Here is a 19,157-nt window from a genome sequence, read left to right as displayed (position 1 = left end):
TCCGACACGCGTCCGGCCCCGCTCCCCGGGGAGCGGGGCCGGACGCGTGTCGGACGGCTCTCCCGGCCACAGCCTCCGCGCAACGAATCCATAACTCCCGCGTGCCCGGCCCCACCTGGGGCGGAGTCCGCCGGGTCTCGTCCGGGGCTTCTCGTCCGCCCAGGTCAGGGGCGAATGTGAACAGCATGTTCACGTTTGCCCAGCCCCCGCGGAGGCGGATAGAACGGGTCGGCCGCACGGGCCGTCTCCGGTCCGACCGGGACCCGGGCGGCACGTCGACCGAGGGGGAAGCGATGACCGTGCTGGTGACCGGCGCGACGGGGAACGTGGGCAGGCTCGTCGTCCGGCGGCTGCACGACGAGGGCGTGCGGGTCCGGGCGATGACCAGGAACTCCCGGCGCCCGGACCTGCCCGCAGGGGTCGAGGCCGTCCGCGGCGACCTCGCCTCCCCCGACACCCTCTCCGAGGCCCTGCGCGGCGTCGACCGGCTCTACCTCTTCCCGGTCCCCGAAACCGCCTCCGAGGTTGTGGGGCGTGCGGTGGAGGCCGGGGTGCGCCGTATCGTCACCCTCTCCTCGGGCGCCGTCACGGGCGGGTACGACACCGACTTCCACCTACCCGTCGAACAGGCCGTGGAGCGCTCGGGGGCCGAGTGGACGCACGTCCGCCCCGGAGAGTTCGCGCTCAACAAGCTGTGGCTCTGGGGACCCTCCATCCGCGCCGGGAGCGTCGTCCGCGACCCCGCCCCGGAGGCGGCCTGGTACCCGACGCACGAGGCCGACATCGCCGACGTCGCCGTGGCGGCCCTCACCGGGGAGGGGCACGCCGGCACCGCGCACACCTTCGGCGGGCCCGAGCTGATCAGCCACCGGGAGCAGGTCGGGGCGATCTCCCGGGCCCTGGGACGCGCGATCCGCTTCGAGGTGGTCACACCGGAGGAGGCGCGCGGGCACTACCGCGCGCAGGGCGGGTTCGCGGCCGACAACGCCGACATGCTGCTCGGGTTCACGGACTACTCCGGGGACGGGACCGACCCCGGCGCCTGGGCCGACGCGGTCGGGGAGGCAGCGGCGGCGGCCGCGCCCGCCACGGCGGGCGAGGTGACCGGGCGGCCCGCACGGACCTTCGCGGAGTGGGCACGGGACCACGCCGACGACTTCCGCTGAGCGGCGGTAGGCCGGCCGTACCCGTGCCGGTGCGCTGTCGTGACCGGCCCGTCCCCTGCCGGAAGGCCCCCGCGGGAACGGGTCCGTGCGGGGCGGGACCGGGTCGGGGGCACGCGGTACCGCTGCGGACCGTGTCGGGGCAGCACGGTGCCGCCGGGCCCCGCGGGCCCCTGTCATCGGGACCCCCTGTCATCGGGCCCTGTCATACAAGCCGACACCGCCTGCTCCTGCACCGCCAGGCCCGTCCACAGCCTGTGGACGACTCTCGTCCACCCGTCGGAGGAGCGGGACGGGCGTGCGCGGAGAGTGACGGTCCACGGGCGGCCCTCCCTTCCGCTCCCCGAGGAGGGCGGGGCGAGGGTGCGGCGGGCCGGGGGAACGCGGCGGGGCGGGCCCCCTTCTCGGGAGACCCGCCCTCGATTCGTGTCAGCCTTTGTCAGCAGCCGGAGTGAGTCCGGCCGTTCCCCCCGGAATCGGCACAGACCGGGGAGATCACTCCGTACGCTGGCTGGGGATTCCGGCCAGCAGAGCGCGGACCTCAGTCTCGCGGTAGCGGCGGTGTCCGCCCAAGGTGCGGATCGAGGTCAGCTTGCCCGCCTTGGCCCAGCGTGTCACGGTCTTGGGGTCCACGCGGAACATGGTGGCAACCTCGGCGGGGGTCAACAGGGGCTCCGCCTCGGGCGTGCGAGTTGACATGTGTACGGCCTCTCCTCCTGGATCTGTGTGCCGATCCTTGAGCCTTAATCCTGGCACTTGGCCCGGATGTCCAATATTTGCACTACGTCTATATTGGCATCACCCGAGGTGATTGTGCGACCACTCCAAGCAACTTTGCACGTGGGAGGCCAAAGAAAGCCGCCCGTGGCCGCGTCACGCTAAGTGATTCTAGCGACACGTTTAGTGGCATGTGGCGTATTCGGTCAAAACTTCGTTCTCCGGCCTCGTTTTTCTCTATCCGGAGTTCCTGAAGTGCTACGGAAGCCTGACCGAAACCCGCTCTCCGAGCTCGTGCTCGGGTGGTGCGGTCCCCGGCCGGTCGCCGTGCGGAGGGAAGTGGTGTGCGTCGGTGGAGGCGGGTCCCGCGGGGGTCGGCCGACGGGTCGGGCCGCGTGGATTCCCGGCGTGGCAAGGGTTTTCTGATTACTGAGAGTGCACTCAGTGATCGACTGGCTACAGTCTATGCCGATCCCTATCGGGCGTTATGCCCAGTTTCACCATGCTTGATGTCGTGCGCGGGCGACGCCGGATCTCGCACCGTTTTCACGTGCGAAAAAGCTTGTGGGGGGAGTGAGAAACCTGGTGTACCAGGTTGGCGTCCGGCGTGGCGCACCTGTGTTCGGCGCCTCGGATGACGACAGTGCACCCCCGGGTGTCCACGAAAGTGTGCACAACACATGACCCTCAGTTGGCGTGCTGGAGGGCGCGCACCGACTTCCAGCGCCGCGTGATCCGCTCCCTCAGCTCCAGCACGCGCTCGGCGTCCCCCTTGGCCAGGGCCTCCACCGCCCCCGCGACCTCGGCGACCGACCGGTCCTCGCCCAGGTGGTCGTCGCTGAGCAGGTGGGGCAGGCCGCCGTAGTCCAGCTCCAGCAGCGAGTCGGGGTGGGCGGTCAGGGACAGCCAGTCCACCAGCTGCTCGGTGGAGGCCGACACGGCGTGCTCGCCGATGTACTCCCGCAGCACCGCCGCGGTGTGCTCCAGCCGCCGTTTCGCCAGCGCCGTCCGCGTCAGGTACAGGAGCGTCCGGGTGGAGTTCGCCGACAGGACCAGGCACCGCTCCCGCTCCTCGAACGGGACGAACCACGGGACCGGGATGGTCCAGTTGCTCGACAGGATGCCCGGCCGCACCGTCCCGCCGGAGTCGCGCCACTCCCGGTACCCGTCCTCCGCCCGCTCGGCCTCCGGCCCGGGCACGAACGCCTCGCTCAGGGCCACCGGCGTCGCGGCGCTGAACTCGGCGAAGGCCCGCCACGACCGCAGCCGGGTCTGCCACGGGCAGACGTACAGGCGCTCGTCCACCCGGCGGAGGTAGGCGTCACGGCTCTCCTCCTCGGGCGCCACCACCGGAGGCGTGGTGATGAGGCGGTTCAGGCTCTCGGTGTGCTCCGCCGCGAGCGCGTTGACCCGCCGGGGCCTGCCGGGCGAGGTCGCGTAGGCCTCCCAGTACCTGCGGTCGCGCGGAGGGAAGGACTCGATCGGCTGGTAGACGCGGAGGTAGGCGGTGTAGGGCAGCACGATCGAATCGTGGCACATATCGTTGCGTGTGGCACTCACCTCCGGAACGCCCTTCCGGCCCGCGATCCGTGCGCGCACCACATCCGTCACACCCGGGTGGCGTAGGCACGACGGGGGCCGACCAGGTACGGTTGTGTGTGTACGTAAGCTGACGCCTGTCGTCAGTCGCGTTTGACGGCCGTCAGCCCGATAGTGCGGGTTAGTAAGTGATCTCGGGTTCGTCGGAACCCAATCGTTGAGGGGGTCGAGCCAATGGGGCGCGGCCGAGCCAAGGCCAAGCAGCAGAAGGTCGCCCGGAAGCTCAAGTACAGCTCCGGTGGGACCGACCTTGATCGGCTGCGGTCGGAGCTGGGTGTCGCTGAGGACGAGGGGTCTCCCTCCGGGCCGTTGGGTCCGGACGAGTCCCACACGGATTCTCAGGACGATCTGGTCGACCGTTACGCGGATCTTGCCGACAAGTACTCGGACTCCGACAAGTAGCACGGAGTGGGCCGAGACTTCTGGTCGCTCGGGACGACAACCGCTGACCTGTAGCGGTTACGGCTTGCCCGCGGGGAAGCCGTCGCGGACAGGTGGATATAGCCGGTGCGAACCACTCTGGTGGTTCGCACCGGCTATGTTCGCGTCCGTTTCTCACGCGTCCCGGTACTCGCCGGTCAGGGCGCAACGCCCGGAACCGGCCGTCACCGTGCCCAGCCTCCAGGCCGGGACGCCCCGGTCCGCGAGGACCTCCAGCGCGCGTGCGGCGTCCTCCGCCGCGACGATCGCCACCATGCCCACGCCCATGTTGAACGTGGCCTCCATGTCCTCGCGGCCCACGCCGCCCTTGTCGGCGAGGTAGCCGAACACGGGGGCGGGCGCCCAGGTGGAGCGGTCCAGCTCGGCGTCCAGGTGGCCGGGCAGGGACCGGGACAGGTTCGCCGCCAGGCCGCCGCCGGTGATGTGCGAGTAGGCGTGCACCTCGACCTCGCCCGTCAGCGCGACGCAGTCCTTGGCGTAGACCCGGGTCGGGGTGAGCAGGACCTCGCCCAGGACCCCGTCCAGCTCCGGCACGTGTGCGAACAGGTCCAGGTCCGCCCGGTCGACGATGTGCCTGACCAGGGAGTAGCCGTTGGAGTGGGGGCCGGAGGAGGCCATCGCGATCACCGCGTCGCCCTCGCGGACCCGCTCCTGGCCCAGGATCGCGTCGCCCTCGACCACGCCCGTGCCCGCGCCGGCCAGGTCGTACTCGCCGGGCTCCATCGCGCCCGGGTGCTCGGCGGTCTCCCCGCCGATCAGCGAGCAGCCCGCCTGGTGGCAGCCCTCGGCGATGCCGCCGACGATCTCTGCGATGCGCTCGGGGACCACGGAGCCGCAGGCCACGTAGTCGGTCATGAACAGCGGCTCCGCGCCGCTCACCACGAGGTCGTCGACGACCATGCCGACCAGGTCGATGCCGATCGTGTCGTGCTTGTCCATCTGCTGGGCCAGCATGACCTTGGTGCCCACGCCGTCGGTGGAGGTCGCCAGGACCGGGTCCTTGTACTTGCCGACGTCCAGGCGGAACAGGCCCGCGAAGCCGCTGGCGTCGGTGACCTGCTCCGGCCGGCGGGTGCGCGCCACGTGGCGCTTCATCAGGTCGACGGCGCGCTCACCGGCGGCGATGTCGACGCCCGCGGCCGCGTACGCGCCCGTCGCCCCTGTGCTGTCGGCTGCCACGCGAGATCTCCTCGTGCTGTGTTGCGGTGGTTGGGCCGCCCCGCGGCCCGTCTGCGGGCACGGCGGAGCGAACGCGCGGCGGGCCCGACCGGCCCGCCGCGCGGTGGTTACTTGTCGCTGGTCGCCAGCGTCGAGCCCTCCGGGGTCCCGCAGGACTTCTCCAGCAGGAACTTGCCCCTGGAGTCGGCGTCGACCTCGATGGGGTACACGCCGTCGAAGCAGGCCCGGCACAGCTCGTTCTTCGGCACCTCGGAGGCCGCGATGAGCTCGTCGAGGCTCACGTAGGCCAGGGAGTCGGCGTTCACCGACGCGGCGATCTCGTCCACGCCCAGGTTCGCGGCGATGAGCTCGGCGCGGGTGGCGAAGTCGATGCCGTAGTAGCAGGGCCACAGCACGGGCGGGCTGGAGATGCGCACGTGCACCTCCGCGGCGCCCGCGTCGCGCAGCATCCTGACCAGGGCGCGCTGGGTGTTGCCGCGCACGATGGAGTCGTCCACGACCACCAGGCGGCGGCCCTGGATGACCTCGCGCAGCGGGTTCAGCTTGAGCCGGATGCCCAGCTGGCGCAGGGTCTGGCTGGGCTGGATGAAGGTGCGGCCCACGTAGGAGTTCTTGACCAGGCCCTGGGCGAAGGGGATACCGCTGGCCTCCGCGTAGCCCACCGCGGCGGGCGTGCCCGACTCCGGCACCGGGATGACCAGGTCGGCGTCCACGGGGTGCTGCCTGGCGAGGCGGCGGCCCACCTCGACGCGCGTGGAGTTGACGTTGCGCCCGGCGATGGTGGTGTCCGGGCGGGCCAGGTAGACGTACTCGAACAGGCAGCCCTTGCGGCGGGCGGGGGCGAAGCGGCGCGAGCGCACCCCGCGCTCGTCGATGGTGAGGAGCTCGCCGGGCTCGATCTCGCGGACGACGGTGGCGCCCACGATGTCCAGCGCGGCCGTCTCACTGGCGACGACCCAGCCGCCCGCACCCGAGGTCTCGCCGAGGCGGCCCAGCACGAACGGGCGGATGCCCTGCGGATCGCGTGCCGCGTACAGGGTGTTCTCGTCCATGAACACCAGGGAGAAAGCGCCCTTGACCTTCGGAAGCAGCTCGAGGGCGGCGTCCTCCACGGAACTCCCGCGCTTGGCCTGGTCGGCCAGCAGGTTCGTCAGGACCTCGGTGTCGGTGGTCGCGCCGCGGCGGGTGTCCGGCAGCATCGCGGCCAGTTCCGGGGTGTTGATGAGGTTGCCGTTGTGGCCGAGCGCGAGACCCCCCTCGCGTGCGGTGTAGAAGGTCGGCTGTGCGTTCTCCCACACCGGCGACCCGGTCGTGGAGTAGCGGCAGTGGCCGATCGCGAGGTGGCCTCGCAGGGAGTCCAGGGTCGCCTCGTTGAAGACCTGGGAGACGAGCCCCATGTCCTTGTAGACGACGATCCGTTCCCCGTCGCTCAGTGCGATGCCCGCGGATTCCTGGCCGCGGTGTTGCAGAGCGTAGAGACCGAAATAGGTGAGCTTGCTGACTTCTTCGCCGGGTGCCCAGACCCCAAATACGCCGCAGGCGTCCTGCGGGCCGCGTTCGAGCGGATCGAGGTCCATGGAGAGCCGGCCGTCGGAGTACGACACACCCACAGCTTAGTGCCTGCCTGTCAGCACGGCACCACCCGGGGAGGGGCCGGCCAGAGGGGCAGGTGTCCGGACAGGTCGGAGCGGGCGCCGCTCGCCTGCACCCGGTGCTCGGAAACCCCCTGCTCCCAGGAGGTGTGGCCGGTCGCCATGCGCAGCCAGGTGAGCGGGTCGGTCTCCACGACCCCGGGCGGGGTGCCGCGGGTGTGACGGGGCCCCTCGATCACCTGTACGGCGCCGTGCGGGGGCACGCGCACCTCCAGGCTGCGTCCCGGCGCCCGGTCGGCCAGCACCGCGAGCGTGCCCCTCACGGCGGCCTTGACGGCGCCCCTCAGGGGCTCCTCCGCGCGCAGCACCGCCCGCGCGCACGCGGCGACGGCGGCCTCGTCGTCGCCCTCGAAGGGGGCCTCCCCCAGGGCCGAGAGCTGTTCGTCCAGGGACTCGCGGAGGCGCCTGGCGGCGCTCGCGCTCAGAGCGGATGGCATGGACAGAAGCCTAGAGGGGCCCGTGCGGCGCGGATCCGGGGTCATCGCAAGTGTGAACCGACGGGGTACTTGTCATAGCGGCGGAATGGCCCGAAGGTGGACATCACAGAACGCCGGTGGAGCTGTCCACCGGTCTCCGCTCGATTGGGTGATTCCTGTCTCAGCGCTCCGCTGGCCAGCGGGAGCGGGACACGGTAGCGTCCCGAACCGTCCCGGTGTCGCCGAGATTGGGAGGATTGCGATGGAACCCGCGCCCCAAGCAGTTCCACGCGTCGGCTTCAGGAGATGAACGCGGGGTGACCGGGCCCGCACCCGCCCGCCCTCCCCGCTCCCGGGCCCCTGCCGCGCCGCGCACCCGCGCTGGACCAGCTGCCCGGCGCGCTTAACATCCACGAAGGAACACCACCGCACCATCGGGAGAACGACGTGCGCCTGAGCTTGCGCCCGCGTGATGACAGCTACTACGAGATGTTCACCGATTCGGCCAACAACCTGGTCATCGGTGCGCGCCTGTTGGTGGAGCTGATGAGTGACGGCGCCGACCGGGAGGCCATCACCGAGAAGATGCGCGCCTGCGAACACGCGGGCGACGACGCCACCCACGCGATCATGCGCCGCCTGAACAAGAGCACGGCGACGCCCATCCACCGGGAGGACATCTACCGGCTGGCCTCGAACCTGGACGACGTCATGGACTCCATGGACGCCGCCGTCGACCTCATCGGCCTCTACGGCCTGGAACGGCTTCCGAAGGGGATCATCGACCAGATCGAGGTGCTCGAACGCGCCGCCGAGCTGACGGCCGAGGCGATGCCGCGGCTCCGCTCCCTGGAGGACCTGACCCGGTACTGGATCGAGATCAACCAGCTGGAGAACCAGGCCGACCGCATCTACCGCAAGCTCCTCGCCCACCTGTTCAGCGGGGAGTACGACGCCCTGACGGTGCTCAAGCTCAAGGACGTCATCGAGGAGCTGGAGACCGCCGCCGACGCCTTCGAGCACGTCGCGAACACGGTGGAGACCATCGTCGTCAAGAACAGCTGACCCGGCCCCCGCGCCCGAGATCCCTTCCCCCGTCCCCCGTCCCCCTTCCTGCCGTCACCGGGGCTCCCGCGTACGCGCCCTCCCTCCCGCCGCACACCTTCCGGACCCCCGTCCGGCTCCCCCCGGGCGGTCCGGGGAGGGGGCGGTGACGGCGCATGGTCCTCCTTCCCGTTCCGCACGGCCCCGGACCCCGGTGCGGGGCCCGCACGCCTACCCCGGGGCCTGTCGGCGCGGGAGCCGCTCCGCCGGGCCGCCCGCCCCCTCGGGACGGCCGCCGGGCTCCGGCGACCGCTCCGGACGGCCGTCCGCCTCCCGGGGGCCCGGGGCGTCGAGCGAGCGGAACGCCGGCGCGAGGAGGGCGGCGATCGCGGTGGCGCCCGCGAGCGCGGCGACCACCGCTCCCGCGACGGGCAGGCCGGCGGCGGTGGCGACGGCCGCGAGCGGGGCGCTGGTGAGGGCGGGGGCGGAGAGCATGACGGTGTTCTGGGCCCCGAGCACCCGGCCGCGCATCGCGTCGGGGGTGGCCTCGACGGTCAGGACGCCGAGCACGGCCGAGGCCGGGGCGTAGGTGAGTCCGACCAGGGCGGCGGCGCCCAGCACCAGCCACGGGGAGGCCATGCTGCCCACCGCGCCGAACCCGACCAGCGTGCCGAGCATGCCGACGACGAACCAGCTGCGGCGGCGGACCCTCCCGGCGGTGGCCGCGTAGAGGGCGGATCCGGCGATGCTCCCGGCGGCGATCGCGCTCAGCGTCAGCCCGGTCAGCTCGGGAAGGCCCTCACCGGTGAAGTAGGCGGGCATGAGGGTGGTCTGGAGGGAGCTCAGCACGGCGACGAGCATCGCGGTGACCAGGGTGGCGCCGAGGACGAGGCGGCTGCGGCCCAGGAACCTCCACCCGTCCAGCAGGTCGGCCCCGGCCCGGCGCACCGCGCCGCCGGCGGCGGACGGGTCGCGGCGCCGCTCCGGGACGGCTCCGGCCCGGGGATCGAGCACGAGCGTCGTCGCGGCGGCGAGCAGGCTCGTCGCGGCGGTCGCGAGAAGGAGCGCGGGGGTCAGTCCGAGCAGGCCGACGAGGAGTCCGCCCAGGCCGGGGCCGGCCAGCAGCAGGACGTTGCCCACCGTCTCGCGGGTGGCGATCAGCCGGTCGAGCCGGCGCGGCCCGGCGGGGCCGAGCGCGGCGAGGGCGGGCAGCAGCGTCTCCTGGGCGGTCATCCCCGGTGCCCGGACCACCGCTCCGACGACTCCCAGCGCCAGGAACCAGGCCATGTCCAGGCCCCGGAGGGCGTCGACGACCGGCAGCGCCGCCACCGTCAGCGCGGCGAGCAGGTCGGAGGCGACCGATACCCTGCGGCGGTCGACCCGGTCGACGAGCAGCCCGGCGACGAGCCCGGTCACGGCGGAGGCCGCCGTCGCCGCGGTCGCGAGCACGCCCGCGGCCAGGACGTCGCCGGTGCGGTCGAGGACGAGCAGCGGCATCACGACAGCGGCGATGCCCTTGCCCAGCAGGGACAGCGCGTACGAGGCGAAGTAGACCGCGGAGCTGCGGCGCACGGCCGCCTCACCTCCCACCGGTGGTCGCCACGTGCCTCGGCGGTCGCCGGGGACCGGGGTCCGGCGACCGGCCGGGCAAGCTCCCGGTGCGCTCCGGCGACGGGGGGAGGCCCTCCGTCGCGGTCAGGGCGGGCGGTGCCATGAGAGGCCCCTCTCGTTCGTGTCCGGTGACGCGGGTCCGGACACCACGAGACCCCGTGCCCTCACGGCACACTCAAGGGCCGGCGGCTGTGAGGCACGACACGCGGCCGGGGCGGGAGCGGGCGACGGGCACGCCCTCCCCGCCCGTCGCGGGGCCGGCGGGAGGGCCGTGCCCCCGCCCGCCCGGGGAGCCGCTCACGCCTCCCTGTAGAGGACCAGGTGCTCGTGGTGGAGCACGCCGTCCCGGATGTCGCCGGTGGCGGTGAAGCCCGTGTCGTCCACGTAGTCGATGTGGTTCCCGGTCACCGTGTAGCGGCCGGTGTACGCACTGCGCCTCGTGCCGCGCGCCTCGTCGTACCGCCCGTCGGGGCGGAGCTCCTGCCGGATGTGGCCGTCCGCGGTCGTCCACATGCCCACCACGTCCGGCCGCCGCTCCCCGTTCGCTCCCGCTGTGCTCTCCGTGTTCGTCGCCACTGTCCCGTGCCTCCTCGGTGATCGGTTCCCCCGGAGTCTGGGGCGCCGGGACCGGACCGGCCAGGACGCCCCGTGCCAGGGAGTGGCACACCCAGGCAGCCCGCCGGACTCCGGCGTAGCCTGGGCGCATGAGCGGCAACGACCTCGGAGACCTCCTACGCGCGCACAGGGCCCGGATCCGTCCGGAGGACGCCGGAGTGCCCACCTACGGACCCCGCAGGGTCGCGGGCCTGCGCCGAGAGGAGGTGGCGGTCCTGGCAGGCATGAGCAGCGACTACTACGCCCGACTGGAGCAGGGGAGGGAGCGCAACCCGTCGGCGCAGGTGCTCGAGGCCGTCAGCGCGGTCCTGAGGCTCGACGACGACACCCGGGAGCACCTGTACCGCCTGGCGGGCGCGGTGCCCGAGGACGCGCGCCGCCGCGACGCGGTGGAGACGGTAGCCCCGGAGCTGCGCCAGCTCCTCGACGGGTACCCCAACACCCCGGCGTTCGTGCTCAACCCCGCCCTGGACATCCTGGCCGCCAACGCGCTGGCCGGGGCGCTGTTCTCGCCGTTCGCGAGGGCGGACAACCTGGCCCGCATGGTCTTCCTCGATCCGGCCGCACGCTCCTTCTACGCGAGGTGGGAGCGGGCGGCGCGCATGACGGCGGCGAGCCTGCGCCACGCGGCGGGGCTGGACCCGCACCACCCCGGGCTCGTCTCGCTGGTCGCGGAGCTGACCGGCGGTAGCGCGGACTTCGCCGACCTCTGGCGGTCCCACACCGTGCGCGGCAAGACCGGCGAGGCCAAGGAGTTCGTCCACCCGGACGTCGGGGCGCTCTCGCTGGTCTACCAGTCCTTCGACGTGCGCGGGGCCCGGGGCCAGCAGCTCGTGATCTACCACGCCGAGCCCGGGAGCAGGAGCGCGCAGGCGCTGGCGCTGCTGGGCACGAGCGACGCGACGCGGCGGGCCGAGGTGTGAGGGGGCGCGGGACGTCTCCGCCGCGTCCTACAGCCCGGTGATCGCCCGGGCGGGGGAGGTGCGCCGGGACAGCACCTCGACGAGGTGGTCGAAGAACCCTTCGGCGTCGATCTCCTCGATCACCGTCGCGTTGGGCTCCAGCCCGTGCACGCCCCAGGACATGGCCGAGTAGCCGCGGGTCAGCTCCCCGGCGGTCTCCACGTCCACGTGGTAGCGCCCGGCGCGGCGCACCAGCTCCGGGCGGAGCAGGACGGCGGCGGTCAGCGAGTCGGGGTGGGTGGTGCCGTCGATCCCCACCCTGCGGTCGAACTCCAGCGTGGCGGAGCAGACCCGGCCGAAGAAGTCGGCCAGCGGAGTGCCGATCGCGGCGAGGGCGTCCAGCCGCTCCTGGCCGAACACGGCCTGGCGGAGGGTCAGCGGGTCCCACGGGACCACGGTGACGTCGAAGCCCGCCCCGAAGACGGCCTTGGCCGCCTCGGGGTCCACGTAGAAGTTGAACTCGGCGGCGGCCGTGATGTTGCCGCGCCCGTTGTTGGACCCGCCCATGACGTACAGGGCGCGCACGTTGCGGACGAAGCCGGGGTCCTTGGCGACGGCCATCGCGATGTTGGTCAGCGGACCGATCGCCACCACGGACAGCTCGCCGGGGTTCTCGGCGGCCAGCCGGACGAGGGCGTCCACCGCGTGCTCGGACTCCGGCTCCAGTCCCGCCTGGTCCATCGACAGCCCGCCCGAACCGTCGCCGTGGACGTTCTCCGCGCTCACCCACGGGCGGGTCAGCGGGCGGCGGCAGCCCAGGTACACGGGCACCTCGCCCAGGCGCCCGGCCACGTTGAGGGTGAGGAAGGCGTTGCGCACCTGCTGGTCGAAGCCGACGTTCCCCGCGACCATGGTGACGGCGCGCAGGTCCGCCCCGGGGTCCAGCAGCCCGACGAGGAGCGCGACGCAGTCGTCCTGCGCGGTGTCGGTGTCGATCACCAGGGGTGTGGCCACGCCTTCTTCTCCTTCGGGTCCCCCGCGGGGGATGCACAGGGGGTCGGTCGGTTGCAGGCGCCGACCCCGACCAGGGCCCTTCGGCCGGAGCGCCCCACCATCGCTGGGCGTCCGTCTGGACCGGGCTGGCTTTTCTTCTAGCCGGAGCGCCCCACCATCGCTGGGCGCTCGTTCTGGGTGGCGCGGGTTCTCTTTGACCGAAGCGCCCCACCATCGCTGGGCGTCCGTCTGGACCGGGCTGGCTTTTCTTCTAGCCGAAACGCCCAGTGATATAGTTCTCGGTCTCCTTCTTCTCCGGCCGGGTGAACATCTGGTTGGTCTCGCCCATCTCGACGAGCCTGCCCGGCTTGCCCGGGGCCGACAGGTTGAAGAACGCGGTCCGGTCGGACACGCGCGCCGCCTGCTGCATGTTGTGGGTGACGATGACGATCGTGTAGTCCTCCTTCAGCTGGTGAATGAGGTCCTCGATCGCCAGGGTCGAGATCGGGTCCAGGGCGGAGCACGGCTCGTCCATCAGCAGCACGGACGGCTTCACGGCCGTCGCGCGGGCGATGCACAGGCGCTGCTGCTGGCCGCCGGAGAGGCCGGAACCGGGCTTGTTCAGCCGGTCCTTGACCTCCTCCCAGAGGTTGGCGCCGCGCAGCGACCGCTCCACCAGCTCGTCGGCCTCGGAGCGGCTCATCCGGCGGTTGTTGAGGCGGGCGCCGGCGATGACGTTGTCGTAGATCGACATGGTCGGGAACGGGTTGGCCTTCTGGAAGACCATGCCGACCTCGCTGCGCACCATGACCGGGTCCACGTCGGGGCCGTAGACGTCCAGGTCGTCCAGGAGGACCTTGCCCTCGGCCCGGGCGCCCGGGGTGACCTCGTGCATCCGGTTGAGGGTCCGCAGGAAGGTGGACTTGCCGCAGCCGGACGACCCGATGAACGCCGTCACCGACCGCGGCTCGATGGTCATCGACACGTCCTCGACGGCCTTGAAGTCGCCGTAGTAGACGTTGAGGCCGGAGACGTCGATTCGTTTCGCCACTGGAAATTCCTCGTGAGTCTGCTCCACGCGCGGGACGTGGGCGGTGGGTGTAGGGATCAACGGGCCTTCGGCGCGAACAGGCGGCCGATCATGCGGGCCAGGAAGAACAGCAGCATGACCACAAGGATCAGCGTCAGCGCCGCGGCCCAGGCCCTCTCGTAGTTGACGGCGCCGCCCATGCGGACCTGGGAGTAGATGAACACTGGAAGGCTCATCATCTGCCCGTCGAACAGGTTCCAGTTGATGGACACCGCCGACGATCCCGCGGTGAGGATCAGGGGCGCCGTCTCTCCGATAACACGCGCGATGGCGAGCATGATTCCTGTGGTCAGCCCGGCGGCCGAGGTGGGGAGCACCACCTTGGTGATGGTCCGCCACTTGGGGACGCCGAGGGCGTACGAGGCCTCGCGCAGGTCCTGGGGCACCAGCCGCAGCATCTCCTCGCTGGAGCGGACCACGACCGGGATCATCAGCACGGCGAGCGAGATCGCGCCCGCGGCGCCGTTGGTCGCGCCCGGTCCGAAGAGGATGATCCACAGGGCCACGACGAACAGACCGGCGACGATCGACGGGATGCCGGTCATGACGTCGACGAAGAACATGATGGTCCGCTTCATGCGGCCCTCGGCGTACTCGACCAGGTACACGGCGGTCATGACGCCGATCGGCACCGAGATGAGCGTGGCCATGCCGGTGATCGCGAGGGTGCCCACGATCGCGTGGTAGGCGCCGCCCGCGTCCATGCTCGGCAGGACGCCGTTCATGGAGACCGACAGGAAGTAGGGGTCGAACCGGGCGAGGCCGTTGCCGAGCACGGTCCACAGCACGGACACCAGCGGCAGCATCGCGAGCAGGAAGCAGCCGTAGACGAGCGAGGTGACCAGGCGGTCCCTGGCCTTGCGGCCGCCCTCGACCCGGGCGGACGCGGTCACGACGATCACCGTGTACGCGACGGCGGTGAGCAGCCCCCACAGGACGAACCCGAAGGAGGAGAAGGCCAGCAGGACCCCCGCCACGACGGCGGCGGTCGCGGCCAGCAGCAGGGCCGGGAAGTGGTGGGGCAGGGAACCGCGGCGCAGGTCGTTCGCGGTGGCGCTCATCCCGGGCCCGGGCGGCGGCGTGGTCGTCAGGCTCATCAGGACTCCTTGTTCCCACGCGCCACGACGTAGCGTGCGCCCATGTTGACAACCAGGGTGATCGCGAACAGCACCAGTCCGGCGGCGATCAGCGCGGACACGCCGTAGCCGGTGGCCTCGGGGTACTGGAGCGCGATGTGCCCGGCGATGGTCTGGTTGCCGCTCTGGAGGAGGTTCCAGGAGACGGCGAGGGAGGGGGAGAGGATCATGGCGACGGCCATGGTCTCGCCGAGGGCGCGCCCCATGCCGAGCATGGCGCCGCCGACGATGCCGGACTTGCCGAACGGCAGGACGGCGAGGCGGATCATCTCCCAGCGGGTGGCGCCCATGGCGAGCGCGGCCTCGCGGTGCCCCTGGGGCACCTGGTGGAAGACGTCGCGGGACATCGCGGTGATGATCGGCAGGATCATCACGGCCAGGACGACGCCGGCGGTCAGGATGGTGCGCGCCGACGTGGAGGCGGGGCCCGCGAAGAGGGGGATCCAGCCGAGGTAGCGGGTCATGCCCTCGTACACGGGCACGAGCTGGGGGGCCAGGAAGCCGATGCCCCACAGGCCGTAGACGACGCTGGGGATGGCGGCGAGCAGGTCGACCAGGTAGCCGAGCAGGGACGCCAGCCTGCGGGGCGCGTAGTAGACGATGAAGAGCGCGATGCCGATCGCGACCGGGGTGGCCAGGAGGAGCGCGATCGCGGCGGCGAGCACGGTGCCGAACGCCAGCGCGCCCACGCCGAACGCGGGCGACTCGCGGACGTTGGCCTCCCATTCCTGGGAGGTCAGGAAGTTCGCGGTGTTGGCGGCCAGGGACGGCCAGGCCTGAACGATCAGGAAGGCGGCGACGCCGGCGAGGATCAGCAGGATCAGGATGCCCGAGCCTCGGGCGGTGCCGGCGAAAACGACGTCGCCCATCCGGCGCTTGCCCGTGGGCGGGGGTGCCGCCTTGGGCGCGTCCGTGGTCGTCATGGATTGGCTCCGGTTCGGAAGGGTTGCAGTGCGGGTCGCCGGGGTGGCGCGGTGTGCACCGGACACCCCCGTGTGCGCCTGTTCTCGTTGTTCCGGGCGGTTCCGCCGCTCCCCGCGCGGGGTCGTCCCCGCCGGGGGCGCCGTGCCCGCTCCTGGCCGTCCGGCGGCCGCGGTCTCACGTCCACCGTGCGCGAAATGGTCGTTCCGCGCCGATTGTGAAGGTAGGCGTAGGAGGTGACCAGTTGTCCCAGAGAAGGTGAACGTGGGGTGAACGAGGCGTCGCACTACCGTGGCGGAAGGGCGATTGCCCGGTGAATGTGATCAGCCGCACTCAGGCGGGAGGCCGCCGGTCACCGGTGGCGGGCGGCGCATACATGACGTCGGTGTCCCACATGCCGAACCCGAGCGACTCGTACAGGCGCACCGCGGCCTCGTTGTCACCGTCCACGTAGAGGTGGACCCACGGCAGGCCGGCGTCGCGCAGGTGCCGCAGACCGGCCAGGGTCAGGGCTCTCCCCAGGCCGCTGCCCTGCCACGACGGGGCCACTCCCACCGCGTAGACCTCGCCGACGGGCTCGCCGTCGGTGAGCCCGGCGCCGTCGGCGTGGGTCTTGGTCCAGTGGAACGCGGCGACCTTCCCCTCCTTGGTGGTGGCGAGGAAGAAGCCGCGCGGGTCGAACCAGTCCTCGACCTCGCGCTGGAGCAGGTCGTCCAGGGTGAGCTGGCCCTGCTCGGGGTGGTCGGCGAACGCGAGCGCGTTGGCGGCCAGCCACGCCTCCTCGTCCTGGCCCACGACGAACTCCCGCACCCGCACGGCGGCGGCCACGTCGGGCCGGAGCGCGGGTTCGGGGAGTTCGGGCGCCGTCCAGGGGCCCCCGGCCTCGTCGGCCGCGATGTCGCGCAGCGGCATCCGCATCTTGTACAGGGAGCGGACGGCGGTCCAGCCGTCGCCCTCCGCGACCGAGACGGCCTGCGGGGTGCGTCCGTGGGCCCACACCCGGACCCCCCGAGGGCCCGCGTCCCGGTCGACGGAGCGGAGCAGGGCCGTGCCGTGTCCGCGGTCCCGGTACTCGGGGCCGACGACGACCTCGCCGGAGTCGGGTTCGCCGGGGACCCGCTCGACGAACGCGAAACCGACCACGCGGCCGTCCTCGGTCACGACGTGGAAGCGGCTGCTCCCGGAGGGCGCGCCGTGGCGGACGCGCAGCAGGGTGTGCTCGGACAGCGGAGCGACACCGTCCGCGCGGCGGGCGGACTCGGAGAGTGCCAGGACCTGGTCGGCGAGGCCGGAGGCCAGGTCATCGGTGACTAGCGGGGTGCTCATGGACGGAAAGCCTACGACGGGACGCCCATAAAGGTTCCGTCAACCTCGCATAGGGAGGCTTTTGTCCTGTTCAGCGGCTCGGAACCCGGGATGTGGGCCGCGTGGCGCGCTCCTGTTCCGGCGGCGCGGGCCCGGAACGGCGTGCCGGGGCCCGGGACGCTTCCGGCGCCTCCCGGCGTGAAGGGGACCCACGCGGTCAGCGGGGTCACCCCTTGCGGCGCTTGCCCTGGTATCCGCCGCCGATGCGGACGCGGCGCACGGGAGCGAGCGGCGCGGCGAGCAGGAGCGCGAGGAGGAGCGCCGCGAGCAGCACCGCCGGAGCCATGTTCGGCCCCATGTCGCCGTGGTCCGCGGCCACCTCCGTCCCGTCGAGGTCGTCGTCGGACGGGGGGGACACCAGCGGCAGCTCGGCGAGGTCCTCGGAGCCGGGGGCGACCTCGGGCAGGTCGGCGTCGTTGCGCGGCAGGGTCGGGATCTCGGCGCCGGTGGTGGGCACGTCGCCCACGCCGCCGCGGGGGGTACCGGGGCTCGCCGTCGGGCTGCTGGAGCCGCGGTCGCGGTCGCGGTCGCGGTCGCGGCCGTCGCCACCGCCACCGGGAGACCGGGTGGGGGCCGGGTCGGAGCTCGAAGGCGGGTCCGACGGGGTGCGGGTCGGTTCCTCGGTGGGCGTTCCGGTGGGTGTCTCGGTGGGAGTCCCGGTGGGCCCGCCGGTGGGGGAGGGCGAGGGGTCCGGCTTGGCCATGGACACCGACCACGTCCCGGTGGAGACGGTGTGGGTGACCGAGGGCTCCAGGACGGAGCAGTCCGCGCCCTCCTCGGCGAGCGCGTAGGTCAGGGTCGCGACGACGTCGGTAGACCGGCGGGGCGAGCCGGTGACGACACCCGCGGACGCCTTCTCCCCGGGCGCCACCTCCTGCCGGGCGAACCCGGAGGAGGTGAAGTCCTCGCCCCGCACCTCCAGGTCGAGCAGGCAGACGGCGAGGCCGCCGGTGTTGACGGCGGTGACCGCGTTGGGAGGGGCGGGCCTGCCCGGCTCGACCTCGCTGGCGCTGTTCTCGAAGGCGACGACGGCGGAGGGGACGGGGGCGGGGGAGGGGCTCTCGGAACCGGTCTGGTCCGCGTACGCCGGTGACATCACGGCGACGAGGCCGGAACCGACGAAGACGGCGCCGAGGACGACACCCGTACGGCGGCGGTGGGAGGGCGGGGAACTCGCGGCGTTCAGGGGCATCGGGGCGATTCACTCCTCAGGGTGGCGCGCCAAGGCTGCTTCGGCCGCACCCGGCCGCGAGGAGCTCGCCGCGCCTGACCGACCCCGGGGTTCGGGTGCCCCACGATCTTAGGACCTGCGGCCACGGAAGACGAGTGTCCGGGTGATGCCGTTATGTCATCGGTCCGGCCGGGTTCTCCGCGCGCGGTGCGCGGACGACCCCGGGGCGCCGTGCGCTGGTGCGCGGCGCCCCGGAGTGCTCACGGTCGTGGTGTCCCGGCCCTCCTGTGCGGGGCTACTTGGTGCTGGGCTCGGCGGTCCGGGCCGCGGGCAGCGGGTCCGCCGCCTCGGGCGGCGGCACGGGCGCCTTGGCGACCGGGTCGGGGACGAACCTGTACCCGACGTTGCGCACGGTGCCGATCAGCGACTCGTACTCCGAGCCGAGCTTGGCGCGCAGGCGCCGGACGTGGACGTCGATGGTCCGGGTGCCGCCGAAGTAGTCGTAGCCCCATACCTCCTGGAGCAGCTGGGCCCGGGTGAACACCCGGCCGGGGTGCTGCGCCAGGAACTTGAGGAGCTCGAACTCCTTGAAGGTGAGGTCGAGGATGCGTCCCCTCAGCCGTGCGATGTAGGTGGCCTCGTCGATCACGAGGTCGCCCCGGCGGATCTCGTCGGGGTCGTCGGTCCCGGCCTCGGCGGAGCCGACGGCCAGACGGAGCCGTGCCTCGACCTCCGCCGGGCCGGCGGAGGTCAGGATGAAGTCGTGGACCTGCCAGTCGGGTGTGAGCGCCGCGACGCCGCCCTCGGTGAGGACGACGAGCAGCGGGCAGTCCAGCCCCGTGGTGTCGAGCAGGCGGCAGAAGTTCCTGGCCGCGGCGAGGTCGGTACGGGCGTCGACCAGAATGGCGTCGACGGGCGAGTTCGAGTTGCCGCTCACTCCTGACGCCAGCAGGGCTCCGGCCTCCGCGGGAGCCACCCGCACGGAGTGCAGGAGGAGTCCGAGGGCCGGCAGCACGTGGTCGGACGGTTCGTTGGAGTTCGTCAACAGCAGCAGATGGCTCATGCGTCTCTTCTCGTCAACCCGCGCTATGCGGACGATCGAAGGCGCCATTGCCCCCGGTGAAGATTTGTCTAATACGTCG

The 19,157-nt window shown here is 72.2% G+C and carries 18 protein-coding genes; 4 read left to right on the top strand and 14 right to left on the bottom strand.

The window, feature by feature from the left end:
* Positions 1–293: 293 nt before the first annotated feature.
* Complete coding sequence (locus ACWGL3_RS02505) at positions 294–1,166, top strand: SDR family oxidoreductase (protein WP_452460697.1); 873 nt, start codon at positions 294–296, stop codon at positions 1,164–1,166.
* Between the two features lie 492 nt (positions 1,167–1,658).
* Here the strand turns inward: ACWGL3_RS02505 and bldC are convergent, their stop codons facing one another.
* Both bldC and ACWGL3_RS02495 read right to left on the bottom strand, forming a co-directional pair.
* A complete protein-coding gene (gene bldC / locus ACWGL3_RS02500; protein ID WP_013155387.1) occupies positions 1,659–1,862 on the bottom strand; it encodes a developmental transcriptional regulator BldC in 204 nt (67 codons plus the stop codon).
* 705 nt (positions 1,863–2,567) lie between these two features.
* Positions 2,568–3,401, bottom strand: coding sequence for a hypothetical protein (locus ACWGL3_RS02495; RefSeq protein WP_267947743.1), 834 nt, complete (start codon positions 3,399–3,401; stop codon positions 2,568–2,570).
* Between the two features lie 252 nt (positions 3,402–3,653).
* Between ACWGL3_RS02495 and ACWGL3_RS02490 the strand changes: the two genes are divergently transcribed.
* Positions 3,654–3,881 carry a DUF3073 domain-containing protein gene (locus ACWGL3_RS02490; protein WP_267947744.1) on the top strand — a complete coding sequence of 76 codons (228 nt, stop codon included), beginning with the start codon at positions 3,654–3,656 and terminating at the stop codon, positions 3,879–3,881.
* A 153-nt stretch (positions 3,882–4,034) separates the two neighbouring features.
* On the opposite strand, the gene purM is transcribed toward ACWGL3_RS02490, so the two are convergent.
* The 3 genes from purM to ACWGL3_RS02475 all read right to left on the bottom strand — a co-directional run bounded on the left by purM (position 4,035) and on the right by ACWGL3_RS02475 (position 7,188).
* The gene (gene purM, locus ACWGL3_RS02485) at positions 4,035–5,099 is read right to left on the bottom strand and encodes a phosphoribosylformylglycinamidine cyclo-ligase (protein WP_267947745.1); all 1,065 of its coding nucleotides are present in this window, start codon (positions 5,097–5,099) and stop codon (positions 4,035–4,037) included.
* A 107-nt stretch (positions 5,100–5,206) separates the two neighbouring features.
* Positions 5,207–6,703 carry an amidophosphoribosyltransferase gene (purF, locus tag ACWGL3_RS02480; protein ID WP_267947746.1) on the bottom strand — a complete coding sequence of 499 codons (1,497 nt, stop codon included), beginning with the start codon at positions 6,701–6,703 and terminating at the stop codon, positions 5,207–5,209.
* A gap of 23 nt (positions 6,704–6,726) precedes the next feature.
* A complete protein-coding gene (locus ACWGL3_RS02475; RefSeq protein WP_267947747.1) occupies positions 6,727–7,188 on the bottom strand; it encodes a sterol carrier family protein in 462 nt (153 codons plus the stop codon).
* 426 nt (positions 7,189–7,614) lie between these two features.
* Between ACWGL3_RS02475 and ACWGL3_RS02470 the strand changes: the two genes are divergently transcribed.
* On the top strand, positions 7,615–8,232 hold the full coding sequence (locus ACWGL3_RS02470; RefSeq protein ID WP_267947748.1) for a DUF47 domain-containing protein: 618 nt from the start codon (positions 7,615–7,617) through the stop codon (positions 8,230–8,232).
* Positions 8,233–8,442: 210 nt separating this feature from the next.
* Here ACWGL3_RS02470 and ACWGL3_RS02465 read toward each other — a convergent pair whose 3' ends face one another.
* The gene (locus ACWGL3_RS02465; RefSeq protein WP_452460696.1) at positions 8,443–9,783 is read right to left on the bottom strand and encodes an MFS transporter; all 1,341 of its coding nucleotides are present in this window, start codon (positions 9,781–9,783) and stop codon (positions 8,443–8,445) included.
* A 336-nt stretch (positions 9,784–10,119) separates the two neighbouring features.
* The gene (locus ACWGL3_RS02460) at positions 10,120–10,398 is read right to left on the bottom strand and encodes an Atu4866 domain-containing protein (RefSeq protein ID WP_267947750.1); all 279 of its coding nucleotides are present in this window, start codon (positions 10,396–10,398) and stop codon (positions 10,120–10,122) included.
* A gap of 128 nt (positions 10,399–10,526) precedes the next feature.
* Between ACWGL3_RS02460 and ACWGL3_RS02455 the strand changes: the two genes are divergently transcribed.
* A complete protein-coding gene (locus tag ACWGL3_RS02455) occupies positions 10,527–11,360 on the top strand; it encodes a helix-turn-helix transcriptional regulator (RefSeq protein WP_267947751.1) in 834 nt (277 codons plus the stop codon).
* 27 nt (positions 11,361–11,387) lie between these two features.
* Here the strand turns inward: ACWGL3_RS02455 and ACWGL3_RS02450 are convergent, their stop codons facing one another.
* The 7 genes from ACWGL3_RS02450 to ACWGL3_RS02420 all read right to left on the bottom strand — a co-directional run bounded on the left by ACWGL3_RS02450 (position 11,388) and on the right by ACWGL3_RS02420 (position 19,078).
* Positions 11,388–12,353, bottom strand: a complete 966-nt coding sequence (locus ACWGL3_RS02450) for a nucleoside hydrolase (protein ID WP_267947752.1) — start codon at positions 12,351–12,353, stop codon at positions 11,388–11,390.
* 250 nt (positions 12,354–12,603) lie between these two features.
* Positions 12,604–13,383, bottom strand: coding sequence for a phosphate ABC transporter ATP-binding protein PstB (gene pstB, locus ACWGL3_RS02445; RefSeq protein WP_267947753.1), 780 nt, complete (start codon positions 13,381–13,383; stop codon positions 12,604–12,606).
* A gap of 56 nt (positions 13,384–13,439) precedes the next feature.
* Positions 13,440–14,519 carry a phosphate ABC transporter permease PstA gene (gene pstA, locus ACWGL3_RS02440; protein WP_267947754.1) on the bottom strand — a complete coding sequence of 360 codons (1,080 nt, stop codon included), beginning with the start codon at positions 14,517–14,519 and terminating at the stop codon, positions 13,440–13,442.
* Positions 14,519–15,481 carry a phosphate ABC transporter permease subunit PstC gene (gene pstC, locus ACWGL3_RS02435; protein WP_267947755.1) on the bottom strand — a complete coding sequence of 321 codons (963 nt, stop codon included), beginning with the start codon at positions 15,479–15,481 and terminating at the stop codon, positions 14,519–14,521. The genes pstA and pstC overlap by 1 nt, the downstream gene beginning before the upstream one ends.
* Before the next feature lie 331 nt (positions 15,482–15,812).
* Complete coding sequence (gene mshD, locus ACWGL3_RS02430; protein WP_267947756.1) at positions 15,813–16,805, bottom strand: mycothiol synthase; 993 nt, start codon at positions 16,803–16,805, stop codon at positions 15,813–15,815.
* 205 nt (positions 16,806–17,010) lie between these two features.
* Positions 17,011–18,036 carry a hypothetical protein gene (locus tag ACWGL3_RS02425; protein ID WP_267947757.1) on the bottom strand — a complete coding sequence of 342 codons (1,026 nt, stop codon included), beginning with the start codon at positions 18,034–18,036 and terminating at the stop codon, positions 17,011–17,013.
* A 274-nt stretch (positions 18,037–18,310) separates the two neighbouring features.
* A complete protein-coding gene (locus ACWGL3_RS02420; protein WP_267947758.1) occupies positions 18,311–19,078 on the bottom strand; it encodes a winged helix-turn-helix transcriptional regulator in 768 nt (255 codons plus the stop codon).
* Positions 19,079–19,157 lie beyond the last annotated feature (79 nt).

This window comes from Nocardiopsis sp. NPDC055824 (assembly GCF_053616335.1).
The sequence above is the reverse complement of the archived record's forward strand: the minus strand, read 5'-3'. Positions and strand labels throughout refer to the sequence as shown.

Coding starts and splice junctions, on each gene's coding strand:
- ACWGL3_RS02505 (WP_452460697.1), top strand. CDS start 294: ATGACCGTGCTGGTGACCGGCGCGACGGGGAACGTGGGCAGGCTCGTC.
- bldC (WP_013155387.1), bottom strand. CDS start 1,862: ATGTCAACTCGCACGCCCGAGGCGGAGCCCCTGTTGACCCCCGCCGAG.
- ACWGL3_RS02490 (WP_267947744.1), top strand. CDS start 3,654: ATGGGGCGCGGCCGAGCCAAGGCCAAGCAGCAGAAGGTCGCCCGGAAG.
- ACWGL3_RS02475 (WP_267947747.1), bottom strand. CDS start 7,188: ATGCCATCCGCTCTGAGCGCGAGCGCCGCCAGGCGCCTCCGCGAGTCC.
- ACWGL3_RS02455 (WP_267947751.1), top strand. CDS start 10,527: ATGAGCGGCAACGACCTCGGAGACCTCCTACGCGCGCACAGGGCCCGG.
- pstA (WP_267947754.1), bottom strand. CDS start 14,519: ATGAGCCTGACGACCACGCCGCCGCCCGGGCCCGGGATGAGCGCCACC.
- pstC (WP_267947755.1), bottom strand. CDS start 15,481: ATGACGACCACGGACGCGCCCAAGGCGGCACCCCCGCCCACGGGCAAG.
- mshD (WP_267947756.1), bottom strand. CDS start 16,805: ATGAGCACCCCGCTAGTCACCGATGACCTGGCCTCCGGCCTCGCCGAC.
- ACWGL3_RS02425 (WP_267947757.1), bottom strand. CDS start 18,036: ATGCCCCTGAACGCCGCGAGTTCCCCGCCCTCCCACCGCCGCCGTACG.
- ACWGL3_RS02420 (WP_267947758.1), bottom strand. CDS start 19,078: ATGAGCCATCTGCTGCTGTTGACGAACTCCAACGAACCGTCCGACCAC.